The sequence below is a fragment of the Perlabentimonas gracilis genome (assembly GCF_011174675.1).
Lineage (GTDB): Bacteria > Bacteroidota > Bacteroidia > Bacteroidales > Tenuifilaceae > Perlabentimonas > Perlabentimonas gracilis.
Genome location: NZ_JAANIG010000020.1, coordinates 1 through 20747, shown reverse-complemented (window position 1 = coordinate 20747; position 20747 = coordinate 1). Strand labels below are relative to the sequence as shown.

The following is a 20747-nucleotide window of genomic DNA, read 5'->3' as shown; positions in this document are numbered from 1 at the left end:
CGGATAACACGCTCTCCTCTCGTCAATACCTTGACGAAACCACACCCCCAGCCTTAGATAAAAGCATTGACTAAACGACATTGAATGATAATCAAATATATGCGGTATGGGGCTGTCTCCCCTCACAAAAACCATAAATCTTTTTTACTAGCTAACCACTTGTATATACAAAAACATTATCTTGCATATACAAAACCTTAAAAACTTAAGTGGTATGAAAAGATTTTTTTGCTTGACTTTTTTGCTGTTTTTAGCAACAGCTTTATGTGCACAGAATGCCAACAAGGTGCTTGGCGTATGGTTAACGCAGGATGGCGACAGCAAGGTAACTATAAGTCAGGATGCCTCTGGTAAATTTAATGGCGAAATTACTTGGCTTAAAGATCCGCTAAACGACCAGGGCAAGCCAAAGGTTGACGATAAAAACCCAGATAAAAAGAAGCATAACAACCCCATACTCGGGCTCAACCTGCTTAAGGGATTTGAATACGACAAGTCGAAGGATCAGTGGGTTAACGGAACGATATACGATCCCAATAATGGCAAAACCTATAAATGCCTTATGTGGTTTGATAAGGATCCAAACAAACTTTCAGTGAAGGGTTACATAGGATTCGCTGTAATTGGACGCGAGGTGGTGTGGACCCGCGATAAGTAGTGTTCTTCCGAAAATTCCTTGCTGGATTTATTCAACTCTTCTACCCTCGCACCTGTGCCGTTTGCCACAGCGATTTGATGGTAGGCGAGGAGGTTATGTGCCTTACGTGCCTTTATGCTTTACCACTTACCCGCTTCTGGAACCAAAAGGATAATCCTGTGGCTAAGGTTTTCTGGGGAAGGGTACCTGTTGAGAATGCCTGTGCATACTTTCTCTTTGCCAAGGGGAGTAAATATCGCCCCCTTTTGCATATGCTAAAGTATAAGGGCAGGCGCGATATAGGCGTTGAGCTGGGTAGGCAGTTTGGTTTGGTGCTAAAAAGCTCTGAACTATACCATGGGGTTGATTATGTAATTCCTGTTCCTCTTCATAAGCGCAAGCTAAAAATCAGAGGATACAACCAAGCCCAAGCCATTGCCGAAGGCATTTGTCAGACCTTGGGTGCTGAGCTATCGATAAATCATTTAATTCGAACAGAATTTACCGAAACCCAAACGCGTAAAACACGAGCCGAAAGGGTGCAGAATGTAGCTCAGGCATTTTCCGTGGTGAATAGCGACGATTTTACAGGCAAGCACCTGCTTATTGTAGATGACGTGGTTACCACCGGAGCAACCCTTGAGGCCTGTGCGGCCAAACTTATTGAGGCGGCAAATTGCAAGGTTAGCGTAGGGGCATTGGCCTATGCATCAAGCTAGGCTAAAAAGTCAACAACCTCCTTTATGCTTTGAATGTATTGCTGCTGACGCTGGAGAAGCTGATTGGTACACTCTTTTTCATCGGGCTGATTATCACTGGGCTCAAAACTTGTGCTTTGAGCCCAATCGGGAGTTTCGCCAACAAACATACTCCCCTCGCCCTCGCAGAGCCAAAGTGGGTTAACCCTATACTTGCGGATTAGGTTCTTGAGAAGTAATGCACTTATACCAGCCTTCCCCCTTTCAACATCCGAATAGGATCCCTGCTTGATCTCTAGGGATTCGCTAAATGTTTTTTGGGTAAGATTGAGCTTGGTGCGTATTATTCTTAACCTTTCATTCTCAGTCATAACCTATTTGCTCTCAAATGTTTTCAATAGCTACACAAACGTACAAAAATAGCACAAAACTTTAAATAATAAGTACAACTTTTAACATCTTACAATTTTTAAGCTAACTTCGCCCTGTTGAACAGCAAACCCAAACCATTTATGGCCTGCAAAAGCAATAGCATTGAGAGCAATGGAAAATCGATGGGCTTAGTGCACAACAACCTAGCACTTTTGCAAGACCTTTTGCAAAAAATAATCGACTCGTCCGAAAAGAAGCTGTTGGTTATTTCAAGCAACGAGATTGTCCACATAAATCCTTCGGCCCTGTCGGAGTTGGGCTACTCGAAGAAAGACTTTGTAAATTCAAAGATCGACAAATTCATCGTCTCGTCTCAAGGTGGTGGTCATGTGGGCAAATACCTTGGCGTAGGTGTAAACCTTAAGCGCAAGGATACCGAACTCGACCCCATTAAGGTTAAACGTTTCGATGGTAAGGTGATTCAGTACAAACCCTTCATACATCGTTGCTTTTGGAATGGTAAATCGTCTGTGCTGGTAATGCTTCAGGATATAAGCACCGACACTATCTCCACCACTGTAACTACCGATTTAACATCCTCTAAAATGTTAGCCCTCTCGTGCGTAAGCACATTCTTTTGGGACTACAACCTAAACTCAAAATCGCTAACCATTGACTCCAGATTTTTCGATAGATTAAAAATACCACTGCTGGCTTCGGAAACATTGCTTGAAAGCTGGCTAAAATCACAAACAACCGAATCGAAAAAACAGTTCGATGCCATAATCTCGAGCGTAAAAGCAAAAAAGGATAACCACCTTCAGTGGGATTACAGGGTGATTGACTCTGAGGGGACAAACCATAGCCTGTTGGCTAATGTCGATGTGGTAGAGTGGGACAGCCTTGGAAATCCGCTCCGAATTGCAGGGGTACACATTCAGGTTGAGAGCAAATCGGCAAATACTAACGGGTACCGCGAGGCAATGACTCCACTAAAGGAGTTTGTAAACAACTCGCTGGATGGTCTCATCCTTATTGATATGGAGGGTAGAGTGCAGGAGTGGAATCCTGCACAGGAACGTTTAACCCAGATAAGCCGAGAACAAGCCGTTGGAAAGCACATCTGGCTGATACAACACTCCCTGTCGCCGGAGCAAAAACCGGTTACCAGTTTTATTGATGACCTGAAAACTCTATTCGAGGGAATTTCACAAAACGGAGTAAACGCATGGCTTGGTAAGGTGTTCGAATCAACAATAGCCGTAGGGCAGAGAACTACCAAAACGCTGCAACACACTGTTTTTACTATAGAAACCCGACAGGGCCAAATGGTGGCCGTAACCAATAGGGATATTACCGAAAGCAAGCAAAACCTCGAAAGGATTGAGAAAAGCGAGGAGCGCCTTAAGCTAGCATTATCGGCAAGCAAGCAGGGCATTTGGGACGAAGATCATATTACGGGTGAACGATACTACTCGCCCATGATGTATGCAATCCTCGGTTACCGCCCACTTGAGGTACAGCCCTCCGAAGAGGTTTGGGCAAAACATATTCATCCGGAGGATTACGACCTTGTAACCAAGCGGAACAAGGCGTTACAAGCATCGGGCACTAGCTTGGAGTCGGAGTTTAGAATTATCCGCAAGGATGGTGAAATAATTTGGGTGCAGTCTAAAACCCAGGTAATTCGCGATGAACGGAATAAGATAATCCGCATAACCGGAACAGTTAGCGATATCACGCGTCAAAAGAATGTTGAGAGCGAGCTGCGAAAAAGTGAGGAGATACTAAAGCGAAACATCCTGCAGCATCAGGTGGTTGCCAATATCTCGTTTGCCTTAAATACCAATAACCCTATATCGGAAAAGGTTGATACCGTACTTAGCTTCCTGGGCGAATTTACTCAGGCTAGCAGGGTATACGTGTTCGAAAATCGCGACGATAAAAAGGTTACCTCCAACACCTACGAGTGGTGTAACCAGGGCATAGCCCCCCAAAAAGAGGCATTACAAGATGTTCCCCTTGATTTGATTTACCAATGGATGGGGGACGATAGCTATAAGATGTCGCGAAACCTTAGCCAGGAGCTGCCTCGTGAGCTGGCAGTCACTATGATCGATCAGGATATCGAATCGTTTATTGTTTTTCGCCTATACGTGGGTGGTCGGGAGTTTGGTTTCATTGGGTTCGACGAATGCGGTTACCGACGCATTTGGACCCAACCCGAAATTGAGCTGCTCAAAACCATATCGAACCTTCTGTCGTTTACCTTTGAGCGCGAAGCCATCATCCGAAATAAAGTCTAGGGTATCGGGTGTGCCATTTTTTTTCCTTGGTTTTAGTATCTTTGCCACCTTTACATTCACCTATGGCTAAGCTACTACTTTCTCTGTTTACAATAATAATCCCCCTCCAGCTGCTGTCGAGTAGCTACAACGCCTCCCAGCTCGACTCCATTCCGCAACACACCCCGGGAACTGGCCGAAACTCTACCATACTGGTTCCCGTAGCCTTTTATCAAGAGGAAACCTCGGTTGGATTTGGACTAATGGGCGGTGTTTACTTCACAAAAAACAGGCTGTACCGATCATCGAACCTACAGGGCTTTGTTATATACACTCTTAAGAACCAGGTTAAGCTGGCTTTGCTCCCAAAGTTCTACAGCCAAAATCAGCGCAACTACTTTAGCGGTCACCTTAGGGCAACCCATTACCCCGATAAGTATTTTGGTGTTGGCCCCTCAACCAGCAGCCTGCAGGAGGAGAGTTTTACTTCGCGTGAGGTATCGATACTAGCCGAAGGGCAATACCTAATTAACCACCACCTAATGCTTGGGCCCGCCTTAAGCTACAGCACTGGCTTTGCCTACAACCTTGTGCCCGAAGGGGAGCTGGCTATGGCCAGGCCTCCCGGAACAGATCCTTACCATATGCCCGCTGTGGGAGTGGTTACCAGCTGGGACACCCGCGATAATATCCTTTACGCCTCGCAGGGGGAGCTGGTGAAGCTCTCGGTACTAACTAGCCAAAGGCTTTTTGGTAGTACTCTACCAAACATCAGGGCAAAGGTCGATGTGAGAAAATTTATTGAGATTGCTCCAAACCACATCATTGCCACGCGCCTTTTTGCCGATATGGTGTGGGGCGACTCACCCTTCCAAGATTTACCCTCGCTGGGGGGCAATGAGGTGCTCCGCGGCTACTACCATGGTCGTTATCGCGACACCAAGATGATATCACTTACCAGCGAATACCGATTTCCCATTGTATGGCGCATAACGGGTGGCGCGTTTGCCAGCGCTGCTGATGTACAACCTTCCCTTTCGGCATTCAACCTTAAATCGATAAAGTACTCCTTTGGTGGAGGGCTACGCTTTAGGGTTAACCAGGCCAAGATGCATATCCGGTTTGATGTGGGCGTGACCCTCGACGGACGACCCGCCGTGTACATTACTGCCAACGAGTCGTTTTAATGTTTTGATTGAGTGGCGGGTTGCGAGTTACGAGTTACGAGTAACTACGGTAAACCATTGCCAACCGCTTTTTGCCAACTGCCAACTTCAAGACGGTAAGCGGTGAGCGGTGAGCGGTGAGCGGTAGACGGGTTACGAGTTGCTTGTCTCAGCTTGTCTCGGAAACGTAAGTTGACGAGGGGAGCCGACGCTTTTTGGAGGCTAACGAGACGGGTGCGGGTAACGGGTTAGCTATTTTGCGACTTTGTGCCTTTGTGCCTTTGCGTTTAAAACAGGTTCTGACAATAAACCATTGCCAACTGCTTTTTGCCAACTGCCAACTTGAAGACTGAGAGAAGTCGAAAGTCTAAAGTCAAAAGTCAAAAGTGACAAGGTGTGAGTGACGGGTTGCGAGTTGCTTGTCTCAGCTTGTCTCGGAAACGTAAGTTGACGAGGGGAGCCGACGCTTTTTGGAGGCTAACGAGACGGGTTGCGGGTTTTCAACAGGCAACTATTTTGCGACTTTGTGCCTTTGCGTTTAAAACAGGTTACGACAATAAACCATTGCCAACTGCTTTTTGCCAACTACCAACTTGAAGACTGACGGAAGACAGAAGTTGGAAGACAGAAGACGGAAGTGACGAGTTACGGGTTACGGGTTACGAGGGCAAACCATTGCCAACTGCTTTTTGCCAACTGCCAATTTGAAGACTGACGGAAGACAGAAGTTGGAAGACAGAAGACGGAAGTGACGAGTTACGGGTTACGGGTTACGACGGCAAATCATTGCCAACTGCTTTTTGCCAACTGCCAACTTGAAAATTGAGAGAAGTCTAAAGTCTAAAGTCAAAAGTGACAAGGTGTGAGTGACGGGTTGCGGGTTGCGAGTTACAGGTTGCGGGTAACGTGTTATCAGCAGGAAGCTATTTTGCGACTTTGTGCCTTTGCGTTTAAAACAGGTTACGACAATAAACCATTGCCAACCGCATTTTGCCAATTGCCAACTTGAAGACGGAAGACGCCTGCCTCGTGAGACTGCCGCACTTTGGCAGGATAACGAGGGAAGACGGTGAGCGGTAGGCAGTGAGCGGTATTCAGTAATCAGTGGGCGGTGAGGTGACGGGTTACGACGGCAAATCATTGCCAACTGCTTTTTGCCAATTGCCAACTTGAAGATTGACGGAAGACAGAAGTTGGAAGACAGAAGACGGAAGTGACGAGTTACGGGTTACGGGTTACGAGGGCAAACCATTGCTAACCGCTTTTTGCCAACTGCCAACTTGAAGACTGAGAGAAGTCTAAAGTCTAAAGTCAAAAGTGACAAGGTGTGAGTGACGGGTTGCGAGTTGCTTGTCTCAGCTTGTCTCGGAAACGTAAGTTGACGAGGGGGGCCGACGCTTTTTGGAGGCTAACGAGACGGGTGCGGGTAACGTGTTATCAGCATGAAGCTATTTTGCGACTTTGTGCCTTTGCGTTTAAAACAGGTTCCGACAATAAACCATTGCCAACTGCTTTTTGCCAATTGCCATTTTTAAGATTGAGGGAGGTCAGAAGACCAAAGACAGTAATCGGTAATCAGCCTGTCTCGTAAGAGTGGCGTTTTTTGCCACGATGACGAGATAATCAGTAGACGGTGAGTCACAGGTTACTGAACCTTCCAAAGACAGGCAGGGATCACCGACCACCGCTTACCGCTTACCCCTGCCTGACTGACGTCAAGGCAGGCAGGGATCACCGACCACCGATCACTGACCACCGATCACTGATCACTGACCACCGATCACTGACCACTGACCACCGACCACCGACCACCGATTACTGACCACCGATCACCGACCACCGACCACCGATCACTGACCACCGACCACCGATCACCGATCACTGAACACTATCTACCTCAACAAAAACTCGCCCTGACCAATGGCGTGGCCATCCATGAAAAGGAACACCTCGTAGCGACCGGCAATTAGCTCACCGTTGTTATCGTAATAGATACACATCTCCACATCCTTGTTCTGATAGTCAACCTCACGGCGGGCCGAAAATACTATCTTCTCGCCCTCGAAGTCGAACAAGTCGGTGTTGGATTTTGCCAGGATAAACCCATCGGGGCCCAAAATACGAATATGCACATACCTTGACCCGGCCTTGGCAATGGAATTCTCGCTTAGGGTAAAGCAGGTCTGAATCTTATCGACATTGCGAGCCCGTGTTATCTCTCTTCCACGCTGATTGATGGTAACCACATTGATATTCCGTGCCCGTACCACCGATCCGCGTTCCACCGCACTGCTTAGCTCCTCGGTGCGCTGCTCTAGCGACTCCACCGTTTTTTGCGAAATGGTGTACTCCTGCCGCACCTTTATGTTTTCGGCAATAAGCTGCTGGTTTAGGGTGTTCAACGAGTCAATCTCTTTCACCATGTCGCGCATGATGGATCTAAGCGTTCCCAGCTCGCGCTGATACTCCTTAATCTTAGCATAGCTTACCTGCCGTACTTGCTTTAGCTCGTCGTACAACTTTGTGGCGCGCTCCTGCTCCTCCTCCAACTTGGCCTGCAGCGCCTCGTTATCGGTCTCCAGCACATCGTACTCATACATTATCTCCTGAAGATTCTGGGCAATAGAGTCTTTCTCGGCATTAAGCTGTTGCTGAATCTCTACCGACTCCTGATGCTGGGCATAGAACATATATCCCACCACAGCCAGCACTATGGTTAACACTACAATAAGGGCAGTAAGCAGCATCACTGCTTTTCCCTTGGCATTGCTACTGGTACTGTTTACACTTGTTTCCATTTTGTATGAACTATTAATTGTTTATCATCATTTTGCTACGCTATGCAAGGTCAGCATCAACTCTCAAACCTTTACTGCGCTTGTAAAACGCATACCACCGGCATATATTTTACAAATTCCAACAAAAGTAGCTACAATTCATGGCTTTGACAAGAGGGGGGGGCGGTGAGCGGTGAGCGGTAAGCGGTGAGCGGTGAGCGGTGAGCGGTGGGCGGTGAGCAGTGAGCGGTAGGCAGTGAGCGGTATTCAGTAATCAGTGGGCGGTGAGGTGACGGGTTGCGACGGCAAGCCATTGCCAACTGCTTTTTGCCAACTACCAACTTGAAGATTGACGGAAGACAGAAGACGGAAGTGACGGGTTACGGGTTACGGGTTACGGGTTACGACGGCAAACCATTGCCAACCGCATTTTGCCAACTGCCAACTTTTTGACCTGACAGCGTGCGAAGCTCCTGTCAGCGTATAAAAAAGATTGGTTGATTGAGTTGCAGGTTGCGAGTGAAGAGTGACGGGTGACGGGTGACGGGTGACGTCGGTAAACCATTGCCAACCGCATTTTGCCAACTGCCAACTTGAAGACGGTGAGCGGTGAGCGGTAAGCAGTAAAAGACGAGTGACGGGTTACGATGGTAAACCATTACCAACTGCTTTTTGCCAACTGCCAACTTGAAGACTGACGGAAGACGGTAAGCGGTGAGCGGTGAGCGGTAATCAGTAAGTGGTAAGAGGTGAGAGACAGGTGACGGGTTACGATGGTAAACCATTGCCAACTGATTTTTTGCCAACTGCCAACTTTTAGGCTGACGGGTTACGAGTTACGCTAAACCTTCCAAAGACAGGCATGGATCACTGTTCACCGACCACCGGCCACCCCTGCCTGACTGCCTGCCCGACTATTGCGGTCAGGCGGGCCGTCAAGGCAGGCAGGGACTACTGATTACCGATCACTGATCACTGACCACCAACTTCATCATTCGGTACTCGATATTCCACATTCCTCCCCTCCTCCACCCTGCCCGAAATCGTACCTCCAACATATCGACACGCAGTATATGTTTTTGTATTCCTGCACATTAAATACATTGGCACGTCCATTGCAATAATAGTAGTCAATAAAAAGTTTGCCCGAAAGTGGACTTAAAGCGTTCTTTGAAGCAGGATTAGATTGAGGGAAGACAGTAGGTGGTGAGCGGTAAGCGGTGAGTTACGACGGCAAACCATTGCCAACTGCCAACTTGAAGACGGAAGACGGTGAGCGGTGAGCGGTAATCGGTGGTCGGTAATCAGTAAGTGGTAAGAGGTGAGAGACGAGTGACGGGTTACGACGGTAAACCATTGCCAACCGCTTTTTGCTAACTGCCAACTTTTTGACCTGACAGCGTCGGAACGACCCTGCCAGTGGGCAGGCAAGCTGTCAGCGTCTAGGAAAGATTGACTGATTGAGTTGCGAGTGACGAGTTACGATTGATCACTGATTATCTCGTCATCGTGGCAAAAAACGCCACTCTTATCTCGTCAACCAAAAGGTTTACGAGACAAGCAGAGACAGGCCGATCACTAATTACTGATTACCGATCACCGATTACTGATCACCGATTACCGACCACCGACCACCGACCACCGACCACCGCTCAACCCAAAAAAACAACCGTTCATCAAACCAAAAAGCACAATCATCTAATTAGCTGTAAACAAATTAACACTTTTACGTAACACCTGTTGATAACTTGCTTTTTTATGCCTAAAATTGCATCCGATTTTAAAACGGTAAAAAGCTGAACGCCTGACCAGATAAAAATTTTTCAACACAGCGAAAACAGGCAACAAATAAGGCGATGAGGCGATGATGAGAGATGAGCGATGAGAGATGAGTTAAAGGTTGTGATTAATTACTGAACACCGAACACCGAATACCGAAAACCAAATACTAATTACAAATAATTACTAACCACTAAAACACTGAACTTTAAACATTAAACCTACGATAGGCAGGCAGGCACTAAACCTGCCAGAGGCAGGTAAACATTGAACACTAATTTTTTGAAAATAACAATTTTACTAACTAAAACAATTCAAGCTATGAGAACAAAAAATCTACTTAAACTGGCCTTCACCATGCTGGCCATGATCGTAATGACTGGCGCAATGGCGCAGCAAATTCCTTCGCAATATACTGCAGACGAAACCCAAGAACTTGTGCAAACCGAGGGGATTTCTTTCAGGTTATATGTGCAACCCGATCCTTTATACAACCCAGACTACAGGGCTGATGCTACTCCTACCGCCTGGCTATTAAGCACATCTGCGCGCTGGACATTTACCATTCCTACTGGCCTATCACCAGAAGGAACAACAGAGGAAACTGTAAACTGGGTTGAAATCACAAATCCTGTTGCACCTGCATCGCCAGAAACTACCCCTTATTCAGTAAAAGCAGTAGAGTCAAACACATCTTTGGCAGCTTCTTGTGTGGGTAGTGGTACCACTCAAAACAACATTTATATTATTCCAGCACCAACAGCAGTTATTTCAGATCTAGGAGACCTCACTGGAAGTGGCTGGACGGGTAGTGCATTTAATTATTCACGTTGTGCTGAAGCCACAGATGCGATTAATGTTCCTGCGTTTAATATTGCTTTTACTGAAAATACAAAAAAAGTAGCAAATGCATATGATTATATCCTTACAGTAACAAAAACTGGATATGATATCAATGATACAGAAGTAGTTCCTCCTGCTGATGTAACTACAGATTTTGGTAAGGCTGATATGCAAGCAATTGCTGACTATGACGCTAGCCCAATTGCACATACAACTACAAATACATTGACTATTCTTGATGATGGTAGTGGTAATCTTGTAAGAACAAAGTATGTGTTCACACTAGCCAACATTAGTTCTAAAACATCATATTTATCGTACTTTAGGGCTAATACTGGTTTTACCCCTGATATTGCTACAAATTACTATGCAGTTGCTGATCAAACTGTAACGCTTTGGTTGAACCCAGCACCTGTTACTGGACCTATCTACCACATTCCAAACAACTATGCTTTCTAGCATAAGTAACCACCTAGCCTAACGGCTACATGCATACCACACCCCGCTGGTTCGCGCTGGCGGGGTGTACAAAAGAGGGATAAATCCTGACAGGTTTTGAAAACCTGTCAGGATTAGAAAACCCCAAAAAACGTTCTTTTAACATATTGGTTTGGGAAGGGAGGAAGACAGGAGTCAGAAGACAGAAGTAACTACGGTAAATCATTGCCAACTGTTTTTTGCCAACTGCCAACTTGAAGACGGAAGACGGTGAGCGGTGAGCAGTAATCGGTGGTCGGTGGTCGGTAATCAGTAAGTGGTAAGAGGTGAGTGACGGGTAACGGGTAACGGGTTAGCTATTTTGCGACTTTGTGCCTTTGCGTTTAAAACAGGTTACGACGGCAAACCATTGCCAACCGCTTTTTGCCAACTGCCAACTTGAAGACGGTGAGCGGTGAGCAGTAGACGGTGAGTGACGGGTTGCGAGTTGCGAGTTGCTTGTCTCAGCTTGTCTCGGAAACGTAAGTTGACGAGGGGAGCCGACGCTTTTTGGAGGCTAACGAGACGAGTGACGAGTTACGATTGATCACTGATTACCGATTACTAATTACTGACAACCGATCACTGATTACCGATCACTGATTACCGATTACCGATCACTGATTACCGATCACCGATTACCGATCACCGATTACCGATCACCGACAACCGATCACCAAACCAAAAATTGCACTACTAATAAACAAACAGTTTGAATAGAACTTTACACATACTACTACTTATAGCAACAGTATATCTGTTTGCGCACAGGGTTCAGGCACAGAGCGACGTGGTGTTGCCTTGGGCCTGTGCTGGCTCGCAGGAGACATACTGGGTAAAAGGGTTCAACGGCTCGTCGGACTTTGAGTGGAATGTGTACTTCAACGATGGTTCGGGTACGCCTCAGCGGGTTACCGAGCAGGTTCTTACCTACAATAGCCTGAATGGCGACACGGTGCTAATTAGCTGGCCCAACGACCCCGACAAGGGGGGGCTTTACACCTTCGAGGTGGTGGAGACCACAGCCTACGGCTGCATTGGCACGGTGTACACCGAGAATATCGTTGTAAACTCACCTGCCATAACGCTCTCGTTCGACGATGTGCCCGGCTCGTTCTTTGTTTGCGAGAACCAAACCGCCGTGCTTGACCCGGGTGCCGATTTTATCAACTACCTATGGCAAGATGGCACCACCGACGAGCAGTACCTCACCACCGAGGCGGGAACCTATCAGGTTAGGCTTATCGATAGCGAGTTCAGCTGTGCATTCCATAATATAGAGGCCGGATTCCATCCCCTACCCGATATCGACCTAGGTCGCGATACCACCCTGTTTGGCTCGCAAACCCTGCTGCTCGATGCCGATGGTTCGGGCATAATGAGCTGGCAGTGGTATACCTACAACTACAATATCAACGAGTGGGGCAGCCAGCCCATAGCCAACACGCCAACCTACCTGGTTGAGGGTACCTCAGGTAACCAGTGGATATCGGTTTGGGTACAAGACAACAACGGCTGTGTAAACTCCGACTCCATTAGAATAGCAGGCACCGACTATAGCAACTTCCGTATCCCCAAGGCCTTTGTACCGGGTAGTCCCATTGCCGAGAACCGCGTGTGGAACTTCCCAGCACCGCCCGAGGACGGAGGTCAGCCGCTCTACACCTTCCTTACCGATGTTGATGTTCGCGTATTTAACCGTTGGGGTAAGCAGGTGTGGGAATCGAAGGGAGCATATCAGCCTTGGGATGGCCGCGACAACAACGGCCGCCCATTACCAATGGATTCGTACCACTACATCATCCGCATAAGGGTTGATGGAAAGGTATTCTTATATAAAGGTTCTGTAACGATTATTAGGTAGAGGGAAGACGGTAATCAGTAGGCGGTGAGCGGTGAGCGGTGAGCGGTAGACGGGTTGCGAGTTACGAGTTACGAGTTGCTTGTCTCAGCTTGTCTCGGAAACGTAAGTTGACGAGGGGGGCCGACGCTTTTTGGAGGCTAACGAGACGGGTTACGAGTTGCGGGTAACGGGTTAGCTATTTTGCGACTTTGTGCCTTTGCGTTTAAAACAGGTTACGACGGCAAACCATTGCCAACTGCTTTTTGCCAACTGCCAACTTGAAGGCGGTAAGCGGTGAGCGGTGAGCGGTAAGCGGTGAGCGGTAAAAGACGAGTGACGAGTTACGTCGGCAAACCATTGCCAACTGATTTATTGCCAACTGCCACCTTGAAGATTGATGGAAGACGGTGAGCGGTGAGCGGTAATCAGAAGACGGTGAGTGACGGGTTGCGAGTTGCGAGTTTTCAGCAAACAACTACTTCGCGCTTTGGCGCCTTAGCGTTTAAAAAGGGTAACAAGTTACTAAACGAGAAAAAACTGGAGTTAAAATATAAAAAGGGGAAATGAGGTTACGAATAACAATACTACTGGGGATCATGCTACTGGCAGGAAGAGTTTCTGCACAGCAGCAGCCGGTGTATAGTCAGTATATGATGAACCCCTTCCTGATAAACCCTGCTATTGCAGGTTACCAGGGCTACACCGATTTTAATCTAATTGGCCGTGAACAGTGGTTGGGCTATAGCGAAGGCCCAAGCACCTATGCGCTGAGCGGACAAACCCGCATACTACGTACCAGCTATCGTAATCGTAGCCGAGTAATTAGGAGCCGTTCGCGCCGTCGTAGGCCAAGCGGTCGCGTGGGCATTGGTGGCTTTATCTATAACGATCAGAACGGCGCCATGAGCCGTACGGGATTCCAAGGAACCTATGCGTACCATATCTACGTTCGCGATATCCAATACAGCGCAGGCGTTTCGCTTTCGGCATTTCAGTTTAGGACCAATGTCACTGGAGGCGACCTATACGATGGACGCGACCCCTCGCTCGATGGTATTCGTCCGGGCTACTCCCCCGATGCCAATGTTGGGTTCTTGGTTAGCGGCGACTATTTCTACGCAGGATTATCGGGTACAAACCTATTCCAAAGCGCTATTCAATTTGGGGGCGGATCGGCCGAAACGGCATATCGCCTGCTTAGGCATTACAATGTTATTGCAGGATATAAGTACCAGGAGCGACGCTCCGACTACGGGTTTGAACCCTCCATAATGTTAGCCTTTACCGAACGCCTATCGTGGACCCTCGACATAAACTTTAAGGCCTACTACAAGGAGGATTACTGGGCTGGCATATCGTACCGCACCGCCGGGGCGGTGGTTACCATGTTTGGCATGAACTACCAAAACTTTTACTTTGGCTACGCCTTCGACTACGGCTTTGGCGATATCCCCAATATTGCCCAGCTAGGCTCGCATGAAATTATGATAGGCATGCGCCTAGGCGACAGCGCCCGCAGATACCGCTGGTTGAACCGATTCTAAAAAAAACATTTGATATTACTCTCAGAGGGTGATCGTTTGCTAAAAATGGTTGCCCTTTGACGGGTTGCGGGTTGCGGGTTGCGGGTTACGAGTAACGACGGCTAACCATTGCCTTCCGCTTTTTGCCAACTGCCAACTTCAAGACGGTAAGCGGTGAGCGGTAGACGGTAGACGAGTTACGAGTTACGACGGTAAACCATTGCCAACTGTTTTTTGCCAACTGCCAACTTGAAGACGGTGAGCGGTGAGCGGTGAGCAGTAAGTGGTAAGAGGTGAGAGACGGGTAACGAGTTACGACGGCAAACCATTGCCAACTGATTTTTTGCCAACTGCCAACTTGAAGACGGTGAGCGGTGAGCGGTGAGCAGTAAAAGACGAGTGACGGGTTACGACGGCAAACCATTGCCAACCGCATTTTGCCAACTGCCAACTTTTTGACCTGACAGCCCTGCCTGTCGGCAGACAGCGTGCGAAGCTCCTGTCAGCGTCTAAAAAAGATTGATTGATTGAGTTGCGAGTGACGGGTGACGGGTTTTCAACAGGCAGCTATTTAGCGACTTTGGGATTTAGCGTTTAAAACGCGATTGATCACTGATTACCGATTACTGATTACCGATCACTGATTACCGATCACTAATTACTGATTACCGATTACTAATTACTGACAATCGATCACTGATTACCGATTACCGACAACCGATCACCGACCACTGATTACCGATTACCGATTACCGCCAACTAACCACAAAACACTACACCCTGTATTTGTGTTATTTACCCATTTGCTGTCGACTACAAACGAATGCTAAACGACTCTACCCGTTTATTAACCGAATCGGCTTTGGGGAAGAGCTTTACTTTGCATCAACAAACCAATTGTTCAACTCAAAATTTTTAGCCATGGAAACAACAATTAACAAGGTAGAGATCCAAGGGTTTCTTGGACGCGATGCAGAGGAGCGTACATTCGATAGCGGACGCTCGCTAATTACCCTAAACGTAGCCACCAACGAGAGCTACAAAAACGCCAAAGGTGAATGGATCACCAACACCACCTGGCACACTGTAACCCACTGGCGCACCAAAAAGGACGAAGCGCTAATGGAAAGCCTAAAGAAAGGCGCACTGGTTTCAGTTGTGGGCAAGCTGAACACCCGCAAGTACACCGATAAACAGGGGCAGGATCGCTATATCACCGAGGTGGTTGCCCAAAAAGTGGAGCTGGCTCAGGTTGAAGCATAACTATCCGCTACCTAACTTTTTGTGGGGCTGTCGCAAAGGCATATAGGAATTCTCTGTATGCTCTTGAGGCAGCCCCACTAATGTTTAACGTATGCCCTGTTGATTTACCATAAAAATAAAAGTACATTTGATGTTTTGATAATCGTACTTATATAAAAAAATGACAACAATCAGCAACCCCGAGAGCTCCTGGCCACAAATAGTAATGAGGTATAGTAAGCCCAGCAATTGGGCTAGCTGGTGGCAGGTTATTAATACCGTTATACCCTACATTGCGCTTTGGGTACTAATGTACTATAGCCTTTCGGTATCGTATTGGTTAACGCTACTACTATCGATCTTTGCTGCTGGCTTTATGGTTAGGGCTTTTATCATTTTCCATGATTGTGGCCATGGATCATTTTTTAAATCCGAAAGGATGAACCGCTGGGTTGGAATTCCGCTGGGGCTGCTGGCCTTTACCCCATACCACAGGTGGCACAAGGATCATAAGGAGCACCATGCTACCGTGGGTAACCTCGACAAACGAGGCGTTGGCGATGTGCAAACCCTAACGGTTGCAGAGTATAAAAAGCTCTCGCGATGGGGTAAATTCAGCTATCGATTTTACAGGCATCCCATATTCCTGCTGGGCATTGCTCCGCTTCTGCTTTTTGTAATCCAATTTAGGCTACCCAAGTCGAATATGACCAAACGTGAACACCTCTATCTCCACCTTTCGAACTTAGCGTTAGTCGGAGGAGCAGGGTTATTAATTTGGCTAATTGGATGGAAAGCCTATATGCTAATTCAGCTACCCATTATATATATTGCCTCAATACACGGGGTATGGCTGTTCTATGTGCAGCATCAGTATAAAGACGTTAAATGGGTACGCTCGGGAGAATGGGACTATAAAACCATTGCGCTGGAGGGCAGCTCGTTTTTCAAGCTACCACGGATTCTGCAGTGGTTTACGGGTAATATTGGCTTTCACCATATTCATCACCTTGGTCCTCGTATACCAAACTATAAGCTGATGAAATGCTACAAGGAAAATCAAATCTTTCAGGAAACTAAGCCCATAACCTTCTTCTCGAGCCTGCACTCGCTTAAACTTAGGCTGTGGGATGAGGAGAAGCAGCGATTAGTTGGATTCGGGGAGGTGTAACGATTGAGCACAAAAAAACGGGTTACTAAACCCGTTTTACGTTTATGGCGTTCAGACCCTTGGGGCCTTTTTCTGTTTCGAACGTTACGTTGTCGCCCTCCTGTATCTCCTCAGTAAGACCATTCACGTGCACAAATATGCTCTCCTGAGTATCCTTGTCGCGAATAAAGCCATATCCTTTGGATGAATTGAAAAAGGCTACTTTTCCTTTTCTAATAAGATCTTCGGGGTTGGGCGGGGCTTGGCGAGGCACAGCAATCTCAATGTCTTCCTTTTTAACTTTCTCTTTGGCCTTGGGATCCGGCGGAGTGTCGGTAATATTGCCAAACTCATCTACATAGGCAATCATATCGTCAAAGTCCTTGCTCTTGTCGGTGCTTGCCTTGCGTTCCTCTTTCTTTTGAAGCTTGTCCTTCTTTTTCTTTAATCGTTTCTTCTCGTTTTCTCTTTTGTTAAATGATTCTTGTGATCTACCCATTGTCGATAATTAATTTTTTGTAAAGATACGGAATTTTATTCGTTATGCAACATTGAACTACAAGGGATTATAGAAGGCTTAACTCACTTGTCCTAGGATTACTACGTAGTTCTTCCCGTATTTCTTAGCACACTTGGGGCAGGTGGTATACCACATAAACCATTTCATTACCTTCATTCCCTTACCATCAACTTCTTTTTCAAAATCTTTGCACCATTTCCCAGTATCCTTAAAGGGGCCTTCGTACACCTTGCTATAATATTTTCCGCTAAGGTTTACATTGTTTGCATTGGGTATCTCCTTATCCACGGCAAGGTATAGATCCATATTCCAACTCGAAGTGTGATCGGAAAGACAAAGCCAATCGGGTATGTTAGCACCCGCAGCATTTACCTTTTCGTTTAGGCGTTTCATTACGTTCCCAAAGCCAATGGGCATAAACATAAAGGTGAAAACCTTATCCTTAATAAAAGGCTTGTTCTGCCACTCCAGCATTTTATCATCCCATAGCGATACCTCAAAGGGTGGGCAGCAAATGTCATCGTTGATTGAATTGTTGTTCATGGTTTTGGTTTGAAATGTTTTTTTAGAGAGCCGTATACAAATATACTGCAAATTAGGGCCTAAGATCAAATGCCCACTCCCTAATTTTTCCCCAATCCCGAAAATCTCCTTCCGGGGCTTTCACCATCCGCTTTGCGACAAACTTGTCGAATCCCTTTAGCTTTGAATAATCCATTTTCCCTGCAAAATATCCTTCGGCAAAGGGAGTAACCATTTCGCGCAAAGGGATCAAGTAATCCTTAACCTTCGCTCGATTTTCTGGAGTATCCTCATGAAGGGTTAGACAGGCGATGAAATAGGCCGTTGGCTTAGTTTGTAAAATTTCTTTGTTGATTTTCACAAATCGTTTAACCTCGGGAGTCACATTACCCATTCGTATGGCGCTGCCAATTACTATGGCAGAATAATCGATAAGATTATCAATGGAGTTTATGTGTACAAGATCAACGCAATAGCCCTGCTGCGAAATGCCAAAGGCTATGGAATCGGCAATATCAATGGTTGATCCAGCGCGGGTTGCATAAGCAACAAGAACTCTACCATTGCCTGTTGCTTCAGCGCCATAGGTTTTGGTTGGCATTGGAATATGCCTTGAACCGCAAGCATAAAGGGAAATTGACATTATAAAAATGGCGGTGATTGCTTTCATATTTAGGCTTTTTTGGTTTTCACTTCTTCATTCTTCTTAAAAAAATTCTTTTCTATTGAAACCTGATCTCTTTAACCGTTCCTTTCCAGTACTCATAATCGCCGTCGGTTAGGTTCCAGATCGCTGCAACCTCCTTGGCTATTCTTATTTCTCCCTGTTGTTGATAGCTTCGTATCTGGATGGTGTATGGCTTCAATTCGTATTCACCATTGGGTAATGAGTAGGGACGCTCATTGGTGGTAAAGCGGATATACTCGCCCTGCTGGTTGAAGTGGAACGTGCCTCCAACATCAACTCCCTTATGCACAAACCGGGCTTGTGCTGTGAACTCATCAATCGGCTCCCACTGGATATAGGGTTGGATGGCATACAGCGGAAGCAGCAGGCTCTCGGCCAAAAGTACAATGGCTGCGCCCTGAGCAATTTCAAAATCTTTCTGGTCAAAAATTTTAATAACCCTACCCAGTGTGCCAAACATATGCCCCTGCCCGTTGCAATACTTATCCCGGCCTTCGAACGGGACAATTCCCATAATATTTGCTCGCATATAGGCCAAACGCGACGGCTCGTTCACAAAATTATGCTGATAGGTCTTTAACCTCATCATCTTTTGGTTGGGCCTCATCCTGATTTGGCTATCGGCCCAAACAATCTCTGCCCAATCGGATTTGGGTTGCCCAATTAATCCACAGAGGTTAAAATATTTTTGAACTGGCGTTGGCAAATGGGCAATATCTTCCTTTAAAAACTTTCCTTCGGGATTCTTCGAATTATCTTTAAAGAGGCTAACCTCTTCGTTATATATTTTTTGGGGCGCTTGGCAAGAGAATAGCATAGCAACAAGTATTAGTAGATTACTCCGTTTCTTATTCATACAAAATGTTTATTAAAACTTAAACCCCACTACAACCTGGGGGATGAATATTATAGACTCCCTAAAAAGATCCCATTGGGTTTTTTCGCCCATACCGGGCCATCTCTTTTGCATCCAGAGGGCCTGTCCTATTCCGGGCTGTATTGCAAGGTAAAGGTTTGGGTCGTTCAATAGGTTGATTTTATACCCAACCTTATACTCCGCCCAAAGTTCTAAGCCACTGTAGGTTTTCCCATCCACATACGATTCAAACCTATTATATGCCGGCCAAAGCTCTATCTCGGTATGAAAGTTTCTCCAAAAATAGAATCGGTACGATAGCAGCAGTGTATATGCGTTGGCTTGACCGAGAGGCTCCTCCTCCATGTTTTTCCAATTCTGAAAGGCGGGGCCAATTCCCACTTCGCTTCTCTCGGTAATTTGGTACGATACCTTAAGCATATATATACTCACCATAGGAAAGGTTAGGCTGGTCTCAACCGACCATTTACCCCCGGAGTCTTGCCCTTGAGCCTGCACCACAATTGCTAATGCCAAAAGAATTCCAACAAAAAATTTAAATTTCATCTCTAATCTGTTTAAAACTTTAATCCAACAAATATAAGCGGGGGAAAGTAAAAGAACCGATTATCCTTTTCGAGCTCCTTAAAGCTTTGAGGTTTATTGCTGGCGTATAGCCCAAACCCCAGTGGCCACTGGATATTTACAAATGCTGGCACATTACCTACCTTGAAATCGAAAAGGTACCCTAGGCGGAACTCATTCCAAAGATCGAAGCCTGGGTAGTGCTTTTGCTCATTCGATTCCCAGAAGTTATCGTAGGCCGGCCAAATCTCGTACTCAAAATGTAGATTTTTCCATAGATATCGCCTATAACCCAGAATTAATGCAGGAGAGTTGGTCTCGCCAATCCCATCGAACTTAATATTCATATAGGAAAAACCTGTGATTAGCTCATCCTTGGGGGTTAGCCTGTAGGTATAATGAACGGCCCAAATGCCAAAAAGAGGGGATATAGGACAAACGTCGATGGTATGGCGATACTTAATCTCCGCTTGTTCGTTGTTACTTTGTGCTTGAGCGTTTGGTATAATTAAACCAAAAAACGCTAACAGAACGATTGTTTTTACTTTTGCTATCATTTGTGTTGATTTGTTGAACGCACATAATGCGGATAAATGTTTACTATCAGATTTCTCCAATCAGCATTCGTCTGAAAAACTGTGTTATGGTGCTTTCTGTTCTGGGTTACATCCTACTTTGGGCAGTTCCCAGTCATGTTCGGAAGATTAACAGATTGAAATTGAGAAATATAAGGTCAGGATTGTAGTTGAAATTAAAGAATAGGTGCTTTATTAACAAAAAAGCG

At 46.3% G+C, this 20747-nt stretch carries 17 protein-coding genes; 9 read left to right on the top strand and 8 right to left on the bottom strand.

All coding sequences use genetic code 11. The features are described from left to right. Positions 1-214: 214 nt before the first annotated feature. Complete coding sequence (locus G8O23_RS09990; protein ID WP_166364346.1) at positions 215-658, top strand: DUF2147 domain-containing protein; 444 nt, start codon at positions 215-217, stop codon at positions 656-658. Continuing rightward, on the top strand, positions 658-1356 hold the full coding sequence (locus G8O23_RS17630; protein ID WP_166364344.1) for a ComF family protein: 699 nt from the start codon (positions 658-660) through the stop codon (positions 1354-1356). Before G8O23_RS09990 ends, G8O23_RS17630 begins: the two co-directional genes overlap by 1 nt. Here G8O23_RS17630 and G8O23_RS09980 read toward each other — a convergent pair. Next, positions 1353-1706: a helix-turn-helix domain-containing protein gene (locus tag G8O23_RS09980; protein ID WP_166364342.1), complete on the bottom strand. Its 354-nt coding sequence runs from the start codon at positions 1704-1706 to the stop codon at positions 1353-1355. The two genes, G8O23_RS17630 and G8O23_RS09980, sit on opposite strands and share 4 nt — an antisense overlap. A 141-nt stretch (positions 1707-1847) precedes the next feature. Between G8O23_RS09980 and G8O23_RS09975 the strand changes: the two genes are divergently transcribed. Both G8O23_RS09975 and G8O23_RS09970 read left to right on the top strand, forming a co-directional pair. After that, on the top strand, positions 1848-4013 hold the full coding sequence (locus G8O23_RS09975; RefSeq protein WP_166364340.1) for a PAS domain S-box protein: 2166 nt from the start codon (positions 1848-1850) through the stop codon (positions 4011-4013). Between the two features lie 62 nt (positions 4014-4075). Further along, positions 4076-5179, top strand: coding sequence for a BamA/TamA family outer membrane protein (locus G8O23_RS09970; protein WP_166364338.1), 1104 nt, complete (start codon positions 4076-4078; stop codon positions 5177-5179). Positions 5180-7050: 1871 nt separating this feature from the next. Here G8O23_RS09970 and G8O23_RS09965 read toward each other — a convergent pair. After that, complete coding sequence (locus G8O23_RS09965) at positions 7051-7956, bottom strand: hypothetical protein (protein ID WP_166364336.1); 906 nt, start codon at positions 7954-7956, stop codon at positions 7051-7053. A 2079-nt stretch (positions 7957-10035) separates the two neighbouring features. Between G8O23_RS09965 and G8O23_RS09960 the strand changes: the two genes are divergently transcribed. From G8O23_RS09960 to G8O23_RS09940, 5 genes are all read left to right on the top strand, one after another. After that, positions 10036-11016, top strand: a complete 981-nt coding sequence (locus G8O23_RS09960) for a hypothetical protein (RefSeq protein ID WP_166364334.1) — start codon at positions 10036-10038, stop codon at positions 11014-11016. A 730-nt stretch (positions 11017-11746) separates the two neighbouring features. Beyond that, positions 11747-12898 (top strand): T9SS type B sorting domain-containing protein, encoded by a 1152-nt coding sequence (locus G8O23_RS09955; protein ID WP_166364332.1) that lies wholly within the window; start codon positions 11747-11749, stop codon positions 12896-12898. A gap of 542 nt (positions 12899-13440) precedes the next feature. Further along, the gene (locus G8O23_RS09950; RefSeq protein ID WP_166364330.1) at positions 13441-14421 is read left to right on the top strand and encodes a PorP/SprF family type IX secretion system membrane protein; all 981 of its coding nucleotides are present in this window, start codon (positions 13441-13443) and stop codon (positions 14419-14421) included. A gap of 900 nt (positions 14422-15321) precedes the next feature. Continuing rightward, positions 15322-15663, top strand: a complete 342-nt coding sequence (locus G8O23_RS09945) for a single-stranded DNA-binding protein (protein WP_166364328.1) — start codon at positions 15322-15324, stop codon at positions 15661-15663. 160 nt (positions 15664-15823) lie between these two features. Further along, positions 15824-16813, top strand: coding sequence for a fatty acid desaturase (locus G8O23_RS09940; protein WP_166364326.1), 990 nt, complete (start codon positions 15824-15826; stop codon positions 16811-16813). A 25-nt stretch (positions 16814-16838) separates the two neighbouring features. Here G8O23_RS09940 and G8O23_RS09935 read toward each other — a convergent pair whose 3' ends face one another. The 6 genes from G8O23_RS09935 to G8O23_RS09910 form a co-directional block, all read right to left on the bottom strand. Then, positions 16839-17291 carry a cold-shock protein gene (locus tag G8O23_RS09935; protein ID WP_166364324.1) on the bottom strand — a complete coding sequence of 151 codons (453 nt, stop codon included), beginning with the start codon at positions 17289-17291 and terminating at the stop codon, positions 16839-16841. Positions 17292-17369: 78 nt separating this feature from the next. Beyond that, positions 17370-17855, bottom strand: coding sequence for a hydrolase (locus G8O23_RS09930; protein ID WP_166364322.1), 486 nt, complete (start codon positions 17853-17855; stop codon positions 17370-17372). 52 nt (positions 17856-17907) lie between these two features. Further along, complete coding sequence (locus tag G8O23_RS09925) at positions 17908-18504, bottom strand: flavodoxin domain-containing protein (protein ID WP_166364320.1); 597 nt, start codon at positions 18502-18504, stop codon at positions 17908-17910. Positions 18505-18556: 52 nt separating this feature from the next. Then, positions 18557-19378, bottom strand: a complete 822-nt coding sequence (locus G8O23_RS09920) for a DUF6544 family protein (RefSeq protein WP_166364318.1) — start codon at positions 19376-19378, stop codon at positions 18557-18559. A gap of 12 nt (positions 19379-19390) precedes the next feature. Continuing rightward, positions 19391-19945 carry a hypothetical protein gene (locus G8O23_RS09915; RefSeq protein ID WP_166364316.1) on the bottom strand — a complete coding sequence of 185 codons (555 nt, stop codon included), beginning with the start codon at positions 19943-19945 and terminating at the stop codon, positions 19391-19393. 11 nt (positions 19946-19956) lie between these two features. Next, positions 19957-20520: a hypothetical protein gene (locus G8O23_RS09910; RefSeq protein ID WP_166364314.1), complete on the bottom strand. Its 564-nt coding sequence runs from the start codon at positions 20518-20520 to the stop codon at positions 19957-19959. Positions 20521-20747: the final 227 nt, after the last annotated feature.

What these genes read in the sequence shown, in the direction of transcription:
- G8O23_RS09990 (WP_166364346.1), top strand. Translation starts at nt 215, where the DNA reads ATGAAAAGATTTTTTTGCTTGACTTTTTTGCTGTTTTTAGCAACAGCT.
- G8O23_RS09980 (WP_166364342.1), bottom strand. Translation starts at nt 1,706, where the DNA reads ATGACTGAGAATGAAAGGTTAAGAATAATACGCACCAAGCTCAATCTT.
- G8O23_RS09975 (WP_166364340.1), top strand. Translation starts at nt 1,848, where the DNA reads ATGGCCTGCAAAAGCAATAGCATTGAGAGCAATGGAAAATCGATGGGC.
- G8O23_RS09970 (WP_166364338.1), top strand. Translation starts at nt 4,076, where the DNA reads ATGGCTAAGCTACTACTTTCTCTGTTTACAATAATAATCCCCCTCCAG.
- G8O23_RS09965 (WP_166364336.1), bottom strand. Translation starts at nt 7,956, where the DNA reads ATGGAAACAAGTGTAAACAGTACCAGTAGCAATGCCAAGGGAAAAGCA.
- G8O23_RS09960 (WP_166364334.1), top strand. Translation starts at nt 10,036, where the DNA reads ATGAGAACAAAAAATCTACTTAAACTGGCCTTCACCATGCTGGCCATG.
- G8O23_RS09950 (WP_166364330.1), top strand. Translation starts at nt 13,441, where the DNA reads ATGAGGTTACGAATAACAATACTACTGGGGATCATGCTACTGGCAGGA.
- G8O23_RS09945 (WP_166364328.1), top strand. Translation starts at nt 15,322, where the DNA reads ATGGAAACAACAATTAACAAGGTAGAGATCCAAGGGTTTCTTGGACGC.
- G8O23_RS09940 (WP_166364326.1), top strand. Translation starts at nt 15,824, where the DNA reads ATGACAACAATCAGCAACCCCGAGAGCTCCTGGCCACAAATAGTAATG.
- G8O23_RS09935 (WP_166364324.1), bottom strand. Translation starts at nt 17,291, where the DNA reads ATGGGTAGATCACAAGAATCATTTAACAAAAGAGAAAACGAGAAGAAA.
- G8O23_RS09930 (WP_166364322.1), bottom strand. Translation starts at nt 17,855, where the DNA reads ATGAACAACAATTCAATCAACGATGACATTTGCTGCCCACCCTTTGAG.
- G8O23_RS09925 (WP_166364320.1), bottom strand. Translation starts at nt 18,504, where the DNA reads ATGAAAGCAATCACCGCCATTTTTATAATGTCAATTTCCCTTTATGCT.
- G8O23_RS09920 (WP_166364318.1), bottom strand. Translation starts at nt 19,378, where the DNA reads ATGAATAAGAAACGGAGTAATCTACTAATACTTGTTGCTATGCTATTC.
- G8O23_RS09915 (WP_166364316.1), bottom strand. Translation starts at nt 19,945, where the DNA reads ATGAAATTTAAATTTTTTGTTGGAATTCTTTTGGCATTAGCAATTGTG.
- G8O23_RS09910 (WP_166364314.1), bottom strand. Translation starts at nt 20,520, where the DNA reads ATGATAGCAAAAGTAAAAACAATCGTTCTGTTAGCGTTTTTTGGTTTA.